The sequence below is a fragment of the Zoogloea sp. genome, from assembly GCF_044344315.1.
In the GTDB taxonomy this organism is placed as follows: Bacteria; Pseudomonadota; Gammaproteobacteria; order Burkholderiales; family Rhodocyclaceae; genus Zoogloea.
In genome coordinates, this window is the sequence record NZ_JBIJDC010000136.1 from 1 (window position 1) to 11756 (window position 11756).

11 protein-coding genes and 1 pseudogene are annotated in these 11756 nt (G+C 63.8%); 6 read left to right on the forward strand and 6 right to left on the reverse strand.

Features of this window, described 5'->3' with window-relative positions; all coding sequences use genetic code 11:
- The coding region (locus ACIQ09_RS20020; RefSeq protein WP_398313821.1) for an SNF2-related protein at positions 1-2532 on the reverse strand (2532 nt) is incomplete at its 3' end.
- An 81-nt stretch (positions 2533-2613) separates the two neighbouring features.
- A complete protein-coding gene (locus ACIQ09_RS20025) occupies positions 2614-3426 on the reverse strand; it encodes an SIR2 family NAD-dependent protein deacylase (protein ID WP_398313823.1) in 813 nt (270 codons plus the stop codon).
- 122 nt (positions 3427-3548) lie between these two features.
- On the opposite strand from ACIQ09_RS20025, the gene ACIQ09_RS20030 reads away from it, so the two are divergent.
- From ACIQ09_RS20030 to ACIQ09_RS20040, 3 genes are all read left to right on the forward strand, one after another.
- Positions 3549-4358 carry a class II glutamine amidotransferase gene (locus tag ACIQ09_RS20030; RefSeq protein ID WP_398313825.1) on the forward strand — a complete coding sequence of 270 codons (810 nt, stop codon included), beginning with the start codon at positions 3549-3551 and terminating at the stop codon, positions 4356-4358.
- Between the two features lie 127 nt (positions 4359-4485).
- Positions 4486-4929, forward strand: a complete 444-nt coding sequence (locus ACIQ09_RS20035; RefSeq protein ID WP_398313827.1) for an HIT family protein — start codon at positions 4486-4488, stop codon at positions 4927-4929.
- Positions 4930-4946: 17 nt separating this feature from the next.
- A complete protein-coding gene (locus ACIQ09_RS20040; RefSeq protein WP_398313829.1) occupies positions 4947-6557 on the forward strand; it encodes a hypothetical protein in 1611 nt (536 codons plus the stop codon).
- Positions 6558-6572: 15 nt separating this feature from the next.
- Here the strand turns inward: ACIQ09_RS20040 and phoR are convergent, their stop codons facing one another.
- A complete protein-coding gene (gene phoR / locus ACIQ09_RS20045; protein ID WP_398313831.1) occupies positions 6573-7919 on the reverse strand; it encodes a phosphate regulon sensor histidine kinase PhoR in 1347 nt (448 codons plus the stop codon).
- Between the two features lie 3 nt (positions 7920-7922).
- The gene (gene phoB, locus ACIQ09_RS20050; RefSeq protein ID WP_398313833.1) at positions 7923-8633 is read right to left on the reverse strand and encodes a phosphate regulon transcriptional regulator PhoB; all 711 of its coding nucleotides are present in this window, start codon (positions 8631-8633) and stop codon (positions 7923-7925) included.
- A gap of 166 nt (positions 8634-8799) precedes the next feature.
- Between phoB and ACIQ09_RS20055 the strand changes: the two genes are divergently transcribed.
- The 3 genes from ACIQ09_RS20055 to ACIQ09_RS20065 are packed head-to-tail and all read left to right on the forward strand — an operon-like array spanning position 8800 to position 10607.
- A complete protein-coding gene (locus ACIQ09_RS20055) occupies positions 8800-9225 on the forward strand; it encodes a gamma-butyrobetaine hydroxylase-like domain-containing protein (protein WP_398313835.1) in 426 nt (141 codons plus the stop codon).
- A gap of 57 nt (positions 9226-9282) precedes the next feature.
- Complete coding sequence (gene ubiE, locus ACIQ09_RS20060) at positions 9283-10020, forward strand: bifunctional demethylmenaquinone methyltransferase/2-methoxy-6-polyprenyl-1,4-benzoquinol methylase UbiE (RefSeq protein ID WP_398313837.1); 738 nt, start codon at positions 9283-9285, stop codon at positions 10018-10020.
- 14 nt (positions 10021-10034) lie between these two features.
- On the forward strand, positions 10035-10607 hold the full coding sequence (locus ACIQ09_RS20065) for an SCP2 domain-containing protein (RefSeq protein ID WP_398313839.1): 573 nt from the start codon (positions 10035-10037) through the stop codon (positions 10605-10607).
- A 75-nt stretch (positions 10608-10682) separates the two neighbouring features.
- On the opposite strand, the gene ACIQ09_RS20070 is transcribed toward ACIQ09_RS20065, so the two are convergent.
- Both ACIQ09_RS20070 and ACIQ09_RS20075 read right to left on the reverse strand, forming a co-directional pair.
- Positions 10683-11108 carry a F0F1 ATP synthase subunit epsilon gene (locus ACIQ09_RS20070; RefSeq protein ID WP_398313841.1) on the reverse strand — a complete coding sequence of 142 codons (426 nt, stop codon included), beginning with the start codon at positions 11106-11108 and terminating at the stop codon, positions 10683-10685.
- A 61-nt stretch (positions 11109-11169) separates the two neighbouring features.
- Positions 11170-11756 (reverse strand): annotated as a pseudogene (locus tag ACIQ09_RS20075) (F0F1 ATP synthase subunit beta); the annotation flags it as partial.

The window sequence follows — 11756 nt, forward strand, 5'->3', positions numbered from 1 at the left end:
GATGAAGGGGGCGATGCGGCGGGCCAGCAGATCCCGGCGCACGGTGTCGCCGTGCTTCTCGACCGGCGTGCGCCAACGGGCGGTGAAATCCTTCTGGTCACCGAGGAAGCCCGGCAGCAGGAAGTCGAACTGGCTCCACAGCTCGCCCAGGTGGTTCTCCAGGGGCGTGCCGGTGAGGCACAGGCGGTGCTTCGCCTTGAGGGTGCGCACCACCTGGGCGGCCTGGCTGGCGGCATTCTTGACGGTCTGGGCTTCGTCGAGGATCAGGGAGTGGTATTCATGGGCGGCCAGCTGCTCCCGGTCGCGCCACAGCAGCGGGTAGGTGGTGAGGCAGACGTCGTGGGCGGGGATCTTCGCGAAGGCTTCGGCCCGGCCCGCACCGCGCAGGCTGAGCACCTTGAGATCGGGGGCGAAGCGTTCGGCCTCCCGCTGCCAGTTGAACACCAGGGACGTGGGCAGCACCACCAGGGCCGGCTTGCCCAGGCGTCGGCCGCGCTTTTCGGTGAGCAGGTGGGCGAGGGTCTGGGCGGTCTTGCCGAGGCCCATGTCGTCGGCCAGGATGCCACCCAGCTCGTGCTTGCGCAGGTGCTGGAGCCAGGCCAGGCCGTCGAGCTGGTAGGGGCGCAGGTCGAGGGCGAAACCCTTGGGTGCCGCCACCGCCTTGATCTTTCCGGCACCGCGGATGCGTTCGATCCAGGCCTCCAGACTGGCCAGGCCTTCGGCACGCCAGCCATCCCCCAGCACCTCGGCCAGGCGCGGGGCGTCGAAGCGCGACACCTTGAGGGTGCTGGACGGCGTGTCGAAGAGGTCCACCAGGTTGCGCGCGATGGGTTTGACCCGCTCGGCGGCCAAGGCCACCCGGTCGCCATCATCAAGCTGGACCATCACCTGGGCGTCGTCGGGAATGCTGTCGATCTGCTTCGGATCGAGCCAGCGGGCGTCCTGGCGGAAGACCGCATGGAGCATGGGCGCCAGGTCCACCCGGCGACCGTCCACCTCGACACCCAGGGACAGCTCGAACCAGCCTTCGTCGCTCTCCTCGATCTGCACTTCCCAGCCGCTGGCCACCAGCACCCGATGGCGGAAGTCCTTGGGGCAGTCGATGTGCCAGCCGGCAACGCGCAGCACCGGGGCGACGATGGAGAAGAAATGGATCCAGTGGGCTTCACTTTCGAGACCGTAGAGGCCCTCCGTGACGGTACCCGGGCTGATCAGCCAGCCACGCTTGAGGGGCTGGAAGCCGGCGGCAAGAAAGGCTTTCCAGGCGCTTTCCTCGGCCACCAGGTCGCGCTGCACGCGGATGGCCCGGCCATCGGGCAGGCTGGCCAGCTCGCTGGTGGCGCCAGGTTCGAAACGCGCCTCGCCGTAGGTGAACACGGGCATGGCCACGTCGTATTCATGCCCGCCGAAATCCGCCTCGTAGCCCCGGTGCTTGCGCCAGCTCCAGCAGAACAGGGAGGTCAGGCTGAGGACAGGCTGGCAGGGGAGCTTGAGCAGCGGCAGTTCGGCGGCGCGCTGACCCTGGGGTGAGGGCAGGCCCGGCGCCACATCGGCCAGGGCGTTGGCAATGACAGGCAGCTCGGCCGGGGCCAGGGCCGGCAGGGCGAGCAGTTCGGCTATCACCGTGCTGTCGTCGAGCAACACGCGGCCCACCTCGCCGCCGGCGACATCCAGGTAAGCCAGGGGCTCGGTGCGGACCACCAGGGTGGTCGACGGCTCGGTGGCAACCCGCGCCTTGACGCCGTTGGCACCCGGCACCCATTCGAGGGTGCCCGGGCGGGACGCACCGCCGCGCAGGGCGCGCACGTGCCCGCTGCCGTCCGCCTCCAGGTAGGCCCGGCCGGTGGCCACTGCGGCATCCAGCAGGGCCAGGCCGGCACTGCCATGGAGATGCGGCCAGCCATACCCGCCGGTGCGCCGGTTGGCCTCACGCAGCAGACGGAACACGTTGAGGTCATCGTCACGCACGAAGGCGGGCGGGCGCAGCAGGGCCTGTTCGTAATTGGACCACTCGCCAGCCAGGCTGGTCAGGCCGCCATCGGCACCGACCCGGGCCTTGAGCAGGCTGAACTCCAGCTCGTCGCCGGTGGGCAGGCTGATCACCGAGCAGAGATAGAAGATGGCTTCCTTGGGGGTCGCAGCCTTCTTGGCCTTGCCGACCTTGTCGATCCGGTCGCGCAGGCTGCGCGCCCAGGCGAGGATCTCGGCGCGGGGCTTGTCCACCAGGGCACCCGGGCGGCGGGCGGCGAGGATGAGCGCAGCCGCGTGCTTGCAGCGGTTGCCGACCGGGCAGGTGCAGCGGGTAGCCAGTTCGATGCTTCCCTGGCCGAAGAACTCCCGTCGTTCAATCCGCACGGAAACCCGGTAGGGCACCGGCTCGGTGCCCTGGACCTGGGCCTGGAGCTGGTTTCCGGCCATCTCGATGTGACGCACCCGACCCACGTAAGCACGGGCCCGGCTGAGGGAGCTGGCGGAAAACAGCTCGCCGAGGAGGGTATCGTCGAGCTGGGCAAGAAGTCGGGGCAGATCCATGCCGGCGGCCGGGCAGAGAAAACCCCCGATTCTAGGCTTTGCGGCGCTGCAGCGAAACAGCGCCGGGAGGGCGCAGGAAACTCAGGCGCGGGCGTCGCGACCGCTGTCCAGTGAATATCCGGCAGCGTCCAGAATGGCCGGCAGGGCCTCGGCGGCGCGCAGGCGCAGGCGGATGTCCACCCGCTCGCTGACGGGTGTGCTGCCCGGGTTGATCTCGATGGTCGGCACCCCGGTTTCCAGTGCCCACAGCACCGGCCCGGCGATATAGGGAAAGGCGCTGCCGGTACCCACCGTGAAGATCAGGTCAGGGCCGGCCGCCAGTACGGTTTCGAAGCGATGCACGGCCTGGTCGGGCAGGCTCTCGCCGAACAGCACCACGTCGGGCCGCAGGAGACCGCCACAATGGGGGCATTCCGGCGGGATCGACAGGCCGGCGTAGTTCTCCACCTGACGGACTCGGCCACAATCCACACAGCGCAGGCGGCGCAGGGTGCCATGCATCTCGATGACATCCCGGGAGCCGGCCTCCAGGTGGAAACCATCCACGTTCTGGGTCAAGGTGGTCACCTTGCCATGCAGGGCTTCAAGGCGAGCAATCGCATAGTGACCGGCATTGGGCCGGGCACCCCGGCAGCTGGATTCGATCTGCGCCAGGTAGCGCCAGGTGATGTCGGGCCGGGAGCGGAAAACTTCACCGGACAGGGCCTGCTCGATGGGCAGCCCAATGTCGGTGAGGGCCCCTTCATACAAGCCGCCGACGCCCCGGTAGGTGGGCAGGCCCGAATCGGCTGAAAGACCCGCCCCGGTGATGAACAGGATGCGCTTGGCGGCAGACAGGAGGCGACCTGCGGCAGCAATCTGGGCAGCGTAATCGGCTATGGTGGCGTTTGTCATGCTGAGTCCCTTGCGGGAGAATTCCGGGGTGACGCGTGTATCTGGCTAACGGCTATACACGCCAATGATTGAATTCTGACCGCCACCGCGGTCGCAGGCCATAGGGGGAAGCCGAAAAGAACATGTGCCAGCTACTCGGGATGAACTGCAACACGCCGACGGACATCTGCTTTTCCTTTGCCGGCTTCCAGGCCCGCGGCGGCCTGACCGACGTACACGGAGACGGCTGGGGGATTGCCTTCTTCGAGGGGCGCGGCGTCCGCGTCTTCCTCGACCCGAAGGCCAGCGCCCACTCGCCAGTGGCCGAGCTGGTGCGCAATTATCCGATCCACTCCCTCAACGTGATCGCCCACATCCGCAAGGCCACCCAGGGATTCGTCAGCCTCGAAAACACGCACCCCTTCCAGCGCGAGCTGTGGGGGCGTTACTGGGTGTTTGCCCACAACGGCAATCTGCAGGATTTCGCCCCCACCCTGCGCGGCGACTTCCAGCCCGTCGGGCAGACCGATTCCGAGCGGGCCTTCTGCCACCTGATGGAAACCCTCAACCGCGACTTTCCCGGCGGAGAGCCCTCCCGGGTGGAACTCTTCGCGGCCATCCGGCGCATTGCCACCGACATTGGCCGGCACGGGGAATTCAACTTCCTGCTGTCCAACGGGACCTGCCTGTTCGCCCATTGCGCGTCACGGCTGGCCTACATCGTGCGAAAGGCGCCCTTTGACGAGGCGCACCTGAAAGATCAGGACATCACCGTGGATTTCCGCCAGCTGACGTCCCCCGCCGACCGGGTGGCTGTGGTGGCCACCACGCCACTGACCGACAACGAAAACTGGGTCACTCTCCCCCCGGGTACGCTGACGCTCTTCGTGGATGGCGAACCGGCGGACGTCGGGCCCCGTGATACCTGTGCATTTGTCCGGGCACCAGCCTGAAGGTGGCCTGTCAAATTTGCCAGGAAATACAATTTCTATGAATTACGTCACAGCCTGACACCTGCGAGAATTTGCGATGTATCCGGGCTAGAATCACCGGATACCGCCAACCCGGGTCGAAACCTCCATGCCGACAAGCGCCCCGAAAGACTGCCCCCTCTGTTTCCCCGAATGGGAGAACGTGCTCTGGCACGACGCGAGCTGCCGGGTGATCCGGGTCAGTGATCCGGACTACCCTGGCTATTGCCGACTTGTCTGGAGCGAGCACGTGGCAGAAATGAGCGATCTTTCACCCGCCGAACAGCGCCACTGCTTCAACATCCTGATGGCCGTCGAAGTGGCCGTGCGTGAGTGCTTCCGACCCGAGAAAGTCAATCTGGCGAGTTTTGGCAATGTGGTGCCGCATCTGCACTGGCATGTCATCCCGCGCTACCTCGACGACCGCCACTTTCCCCAGCCCGTGTGGGGGCAGAGCCAACGCAAGGGTGGCGACTCGCCGGCGCCCGAGGTGGATGATGCCCGTCTCGCCCTGGCCATACGCAATGCCGTTGCCGAGCACCTTTCCGGCTGAACGCGGAGGATAGCCCCATGACGGACAGCCCTCAGAATTACACCGACCTGCGCAGCGTGGAGCAGTATCGCAAGCTGCTGCGCAATCTCCATACCCTCAATGCCACCGAGAGCCATGCCACCCTTGTGCGCATGCTCGAAGGCCTGTTGGCCAGCCCCCTCGGGCCGGAAGAGCAACTGGAGGTCCTCGAATCGGCACGCCAGACGATCACCTTCGTGCAGCACGAGATGTCGTCCCGCTACGCCGCCCACCCGCTTCCTCCCGACAGCGCCGAGGATTCCACCCTGCGCCAGGTGGTGCGGCTATGGACAGCCCTCAGCACCGCCTACGCGCGCCTGGTGGAAAGCGGCGCCGGCAGTGACGAGTTCCGCGCCCAATGGCCTTTGCTGGCGCAGCGCCGCATCCAGTACCTGGGCCAGGTCATCATCGAGTATTTTCGCGCCCACCGGGCCGAACCCCAGGGCGCCTGGAAGGCCGTGCATGCGGCCTACCTGGAAGCCGAACGAACGGGTGTTGCCCACAGCCGGGTCATCGACCCCCTCAACAATACCTGGAAAGCCCAAAGCCCGGACGAGGCCTACATCGCCCTGCTTCTGGTGGACCTGACCAACCCCTATGGCCGCAACCAGCGCGAACTCAACTGGATCTGCCGCTGGGCCCAGCGCTTCGCCCCGTACTGCATCATGCAAAGCGAATGGGAGAAGGACGACGTCCGGGCCTATGGCCTGGACCTGACCGAAGACCATGGCCTGCGACCCATTGCGCTGATCGGCAGCAGGCCGGGCATGCGGCGTTTTGATGGCCACCGCCTGGCGGCCCAGATCAAGGCCATGCTGGCCGAGTTCAAACAGGGCACCACGCCCGCCTCCCTGGGCTTGGGTGATGACTGCTCCCAGCCGGCCTGCGCGCGGCTGCTGGTATCCCTTTACCGGCCATGGGGCATGTCGGCCGCGGGCCGCCGCTTCCCGAGGCACAGCAAGAAGGTCGGCAACATCATCAGTACTGATTGGGAGGCCATCGGCATGCTGGTGTCAGGGCAGGAGTTCGTCCCCCCCAACCGGCGCCAGACCATGGGCAGCCGCTACGATCTCAACGTGATCACCTTCGGCGCCCGGGTGGATGACGAAGTGCCGCCCATCATTGATGCAGAGGCCGAGGTGAAGCGGCGTGGATTTCATATTGACGAATGGACCACGGTTGATCACTCGGTATCGGGTTTCAGGCTGCAGCGCAAACACCCCGGGCAACGCATTGAACACCACCAGCTGGTTGGCATCAAACCCGGCGACGGCAATCAGTATCTCCTCGGCCAGGTGAGCTGGCTGATGTATGAACCCGACGGCACCCTGATGGCCGGTATTCACCTGCTGACAGGCCTGCCTGCAACGGTGGCTGTGCGGGGAACGGGCCTCAATGTGAGTACCCACGAACCCTACGCCCAAGGCTTCCTGCTGCCGGAAGTGGCGGCCATGCGGGCACCCGCCACCATTGTGCTGCCGGGTGGCTGGTTTCATGCCGACAAGGTGCTTGAACTGCACACCGGTGAGCTGCGCCAGATTCGCCTCACCACGCTGGTGGCCCGAGGTACCAACTTCGACCAGGCGACCTACGAGATGGTCGTTACCTGACCCGTCCTGCCTGCTTCAATCCACCAGGCGACGGGCGGGAAAACAAGCGGTGAAGGTGCTGCCGGTGGCGGGCTCGCTCTCGATCAGCAGGTCGCCCTGGTGGCGATTCAGCACATGTTTGACGATGGCCAGGCCAAGCCCAGTACCCCCGGTTTCCCGGGAACGGCCACGATCAACCCGGTAGAAACGCTCTGTCAAACGTGGAATATGCTCGGGCGCAATCCCGATCCCGTCATCCTTCACGGCGTACTCCACCACCGACCCCCGCTGGCGCCAGCTGATGCGGATGCTCCCCCCTGCCGGGGTATAGCGCACGGCATTGATGGCGAGATTGGCGAAAGCGCTGTAGAGCTCCTTGGCGTTGCCGAGCAGACGGGCGTGGGTGCTGCAATCGAGTTCGATGGTGTGCCGGCCACCCGACACAACCCGCGCTTCCTGCTGAACCTCTTCGAGCAGGTTGGCCACATCCACGGCCTCTTCGTGGCGGATCGGTTCATCGGCTTCGAGGGCCGACAGGGTCAGGAGATCCTGGATCAGACGCTGCATGCGCCCGGCCTGCTCGGAAGCCAGGCCAAGGTAATGGCGGATGTCGTCCTTTTCGAGATCGTCCAGCCCATCGATGACCGTTTCGAGAAAACCGGTGACGACGGTCAAGGGTGTCCGCATCTCGTGGGACACATTGGCCACAAAGTCACGACGCATGGCCTGAAGACGCTCTCCCTGGGTGATGTCTTCGGACATGAGCAATCGCATGTCCTCACTGAAGGGCACCACATGAACCATCAGCATCCGGGAGATGGGACGGCCAATGGTCAGGGTCAGCGGCTCCTCGTAGCGACCCTCCTGCAGATAGCGCACGAAATCAGGCTGTCGAACCAGATTGGTGATCGGCGTACCCTGGTCCCGGGCTTGTTCCAGGCCAAAATGCTGTTCTCCCTGCCGATTGACCCATTCGATCGTGTGGGTGTTCGATAGAAACAACAAGCCGTGGGGCATGGCCTGACTGGCCTCCCTGAATCGGTCCAGTGCCGACGAAAGGCGCTGCTGCCGGCGGCTGGCGCTGCGGGCGCGGCTATTCACATCGGCAAAGATGTAGTCCCACATACCAATGGCTCGGGGCATCGGCGGTGCGTCATCGACCGGCAGCCTCAGCCAGCACACCAGCTTGTACAGATTCCGTACGTGATAGACACCCGCGAGCAGAAGGCCGGCGGAGAACGCCAGAAGCGCGGCAAGCGGACCGTACACACCCCAGGCAAGCAGTGCCACAAGGACAATGAGCGCCAGGTAGGTGAAGGCTGCGACAAAGATGTATCTGATCGGCCGGATGACCATCATCCCTTCAACTGACTGGACGGGCATGGATTATCGCACGGGGGTCGCCGATTCCTGCTGGGTCGAAAAGCGGTAGCCACTCCCCCGCACCGTCTGTACAAGGCTGTCATGACCACTGGGCTCAAGGGCGCAGCGCAGGCGGCGGATATGTACATCCACGGTACGCTCTTCCACGAACACGTGATCGCCCCATACCTGGTCAAGTAACTGGGCGCGGGAATGCACCCGCTCCGGGTGGGTCATCAGAAAGTGCAACAGGCGGAACTCCGTCGGGCCAAGAGTGACCGGATTGCCTGACGCGGCCAGCCGGTGCGTAGCCGGATCGAGGCGCAAGCCACCCATCTCCACCGGATCCTCGGTGGTCTCCGGCGCCCGGCGACGCAGCACGGCCTTGATTCTGGCCACCAACTCGCGAGGTGAAAAGGGCTTGGTGATGTAATCATCGGCGCCAGACTCCAGGCCAAGAACCTTATCCTGCTCTTCACCCCGTGCCGTGAGCATGATCAGCGGAATGCCACGGGTGCGCTCCTCCGCACGCAGGCGTCGGGCAAACTCGACACCGGACATGCCGGGTAGCATCCAGTCGAGAAGGATCAGATCAGGCAGGGCATCGCGCACGATGCGCTGGGCGGTTTCTGCATCGGCTGCCCGCACCACGTGGTGCCCGGCCCGCATCAGATTGGCGGCGATGAGTTCCTGGATGGCGGGCTCGTCTTCGACAAGCAGAATGGTGGCGGGCATGGGAACCTCAATGATTTCTGGCGACCGGCGCAGTGTATTGCAGCAACTTGAAGTTTTGATGACAGGTCACGGGCCTGCAACAGCGCCACAACGCGTGCCTGACAGGGCAGGAAAGCCTCGTTCTAGTATCATTCGGCCATCACGTACTCAGACTTCGGACTCCATCATGGCAGGCCTGCGCAAGGACGATCCCGTTCCGACCGAAATCAAGCTCCACCAGCGTTCCCGAATCATGGAAGTGAGCTTCAATGATGGCCGGCATTTTGAGTTCAGCTTCGAATTCCTGCGCGTTTTCTCGCCGTCGGCTGAAGTCCGCGGCCATGGGGTTGGTCAGGAGGTGCTGCAACTGGGGAAGCGCGAGGTGGATATCACACGGGTCGAACCCGTCGGCAACTATGCCATCAAGCCCGTTTTCTCCGACGGCCATGACAGCGGCCTCTACTCGTGGGACTACCTGTACGAGTTGGGTGAGAACCATGACGACCTGTGGCAGACCTACCTGCTGCGCCTCACCGAGGCCGGCGGCAGCCGCGATCCTGAACAGCAGCCCGCGCCGGCGCCCAAGGGCGGCAACTGCGGCCACCACCACTGATCCTCGATTGGCCTCCCCGGGGGCCAGCTCCCTCCGCTTTCGATCCGTATCCTGATCATGAATGACAAGACCACCCACTTCGGCTTCCAGAAGGTTGCCGAATCCGAAAAGGCCGGCAAGGTAAGAAGTGTCTTCTCGTCCGTAGCCTCCAGCTACGACGTGATGAACGACCTGATGTCCTTCGGCCTGCACCGCCTCTGGAAAGCCTTCACCGTGCAAATTGCCGGTGTCCGCGCAGGTGATCGGGTACTCGACGTCGCAGGTGGGACCGCCGACCTGTCACTGGCCTTTGCAAAGAAGGTGGGGCCTACGGGCCAGGTCTGGCTCACCGACATCAACCACGCCATGTTGTCCCGCGGCCGCGACCGTGTCGTGGACAAGGGCCTCCTGCTACCCGTCGCCCAGTGCGATGCGGAGAAGCTGCCCTTCCCCGATGATCATTTCGACGTGGTGACGGTGGCTTTCGGTCTGCGCAACATGACTCATAAGGATGCCGCCATCGCCGAAATGCGTCGCGTCCTGAAACCTGGCGGGCGCCTGCTGGTGCTGGAGTTCTCCAAGGTCTGGAAACCCCTGGCTCCGGCCTACGATTTCTATTCCTTCAAACTGCTCCCGATGATGGGCGAGAAAGTCGCCAAGGACGCCGACAGCTATCGCTACTTGGCCGAGAGCATCCGCATGCATCCCGATCAGGAATCTCTGAAGGCGTTGATGGAGGGTGCCGGTCTGGCTCGGGTTGAGTACTTCAACATGACGGCTGGTGTGGTTGCCCTGCACCGGGGCTACAAACTCTGAGTAAGGGAGTCGGGATGCTCACCTCCTCAGCCATCGCAGGCCTCAACCATGTTCTCGGCGACGCTCCTTGGGCCCGTGACAGACTTGTGCCCTTTGCCGGCCGCAGTGCGGTGTTCATACTCAAACCCCTTGAGATTGGGCTGGGTATTGATGGCAGCGGCTACTTTACCGAGGCAGCCACGACAACACCCGATGTCACCCTCGAGCTTCCGCTCGCCAGCCTGCCCAAGCTGATCGGGGGTCCTGACGCCTTGATGACGGATATCCGTATCAGTGGCAATGCCGATCTGGCGGATACCCTCGGATTTGTACTGCGCAAACTACGCTGGGATGGGGAAGAAGCACTGTCGCGACTGATCGGCGATATCGCGGCCCATCGAAGCGTCGGGATCGTCCGTAATGTGGCCGGGTGGCACAGGCAGGCAGCGCGCAATATTGTCGAGAACCTTTCCGAGTACCTGAGCGAAGAGCAGCCTGTGTTGGTCAAACTAACAGCCCTCGAGGATCTGGCCAGGGACAGCGCTGGCCTGCGCGATGACTTGGCCCGTCTCGACAAGCGGCTACGGAAACTCGAGTCAGCAGGCTGAAATCCAGGCTAAAAAGATGCAAAAAGGGCAGCCCATTTGGACTGCCCTTTTTGCAATACAGCGAACCGTTCGTGCTTAGTGGCCGCGCTTCTTCAGCTTGTTGATGGCTGCAATCTGCGCAAGCGCCGAAGCCAGTTCGGATTGGGCCTTGGCGTACTCCAGGGCGGAACCCTGGTTCTGCAAGGCTTCTTCCGCGAGACGCTTGGCATCCAGTGCCTTGGCCTCGTCCAGATCCTTGCCACGGATGGCGGTATCCGCCAGGACCGTCACAAGGTTGGGCTGAACTTCGAGCAAGCCGCCGGCCACAAAAACCATTTCCTCTTCAGGCTGGTTCTGGACCTTGACGCGTACGGCACCCGGCTTGATCCGGGTCATCAACGGCATGTGACCCGGCAGAATACCCAGCTCGCCGGATTCACCGGGGAGAGCCACGAACTCGGCCAGACCAGAGAAGATCTGCTCTTCCGCGCTGACGATATCGACATGAATGGTCATTGCCATAGCTATTTCCTCCTCAATCCGGCGGGCTCACAGGAGCACCGCCGAATGATGGTCGCGATGATTAGAGGGTCTTCGCTTTCTCGAAGGCCTCTTCAATCGGGCCGACCATGTAGAAGGCCTGCTCGGGCAGATGGTCACATTCACCAGCCACGATCATCTTGAAGCCCTTGATCGTTTCCTTCAGGGGGACGTACTTGCCGGGAGAACCGGTAAACACTTCCGCCACGAAGAACGGCTGGGACAGGAAACGCTGGATCTTACGAGCGCGGGAAACAAGCAGCTTGTCTTCCGGAGCCAGTTCGTCCATACCCAGAATCGCGATGATGTCGCGCAGTTCCTTGTAACGCTGAAGGGTCTGCTGAACGCCGCGAGCGGTGTTGTAGTGCTCTTCACCCACGACCAGCGGATCGAGCTGGCGGGAGGTGGAGTCGAGCGGATCCACGGCCGGGTAGATACCCAGGGAGGCGATGTCACGCGACAGCACGACGGTCGAATCCAGGTGGAGGAAGGTGGTCGCAGGAGACGGGTCGGTCAAGTCATCCGCAGGCACATACACGGCCTGGATGGAGGTGATCGAGCCCACCTTGGTGGAGGTGATACGCTCCTGCAGACGGCCCATTTCTTCGGCCAGCGTCGGCTGGTAACCCA

Bases quoted from the DNA above. Each gene is read 5' to 3' on its own strand.
- ACIQ09_RS20025 (WP_398313823.1), bottom strand. From the start codon at position 3,426: ATGACAAACGCCACCATAGCCGATTACGCTGCCCAGATTGCTGCCGCA.
- ACIQ09_RS20030 (WP_398313825.1), top strand. From the start codon at position 3,549: ATGTGCCAGCTACTCGGGATGAACTGCAACACGCCGACGGACATCTGC.
- ACIQ09_RS20035 (WP_398313827.1), top strand. From the start codon at position 4,486: ATGCCGACAAGCGCCCCGAAAGACTGCCCCCTCTGTTTCCCCGAATGG.
- ACIQ09_RS20040 (WP_398313829.1), top strand. From the start codon at position 4,947: ATGACGGACAGCCCTCAGAATTACACCGACCTGCGCAGCGTGGAGCAG.
- phoR (WP_398313831.1), bottom strand. From the start codon at position 7,919: ATGCCCGTCCAGTCAGTTGAAGGGATGATGGTCATCCGGCCGATCAGA.
- phoB (WP_398313833.1), bottom strand. From the start codon at position 8,633: ATGCCCGCCACCATTCTGCTTGTCGAAGACGAGCCCGCCATCCAGGAA.
- ACIQ09_RS20055 (WP_398313835.1), top strand. From the start codon at position 8,800: ATGGCAGGCCTGCGCAAGGACGATCCCGTTCCGACCGAAATCAAGCTC.
- ubiE (WP_398313837.1), top strand. From the start codon at position 9,283: ATGAATGACAAGACCACCCACTTCGGCTTCCAGAAGGTTGCCGAATCC.
- ACIQ09_RS20065 (WP_398313839.1), top strand. From the start codon at position 10,035: ATGCTCACCTCCTCAGCCATCGCAGGCCTCAACCATGTTCTCGGCGAC.
- ACIQ09_RS20070 (WP_398313841.1), bottom strand. From the start codon at position 11,108: ATGGCAATGACCATTCATGTCGATATCGTCAGCGCGGAAGAGCAGATC.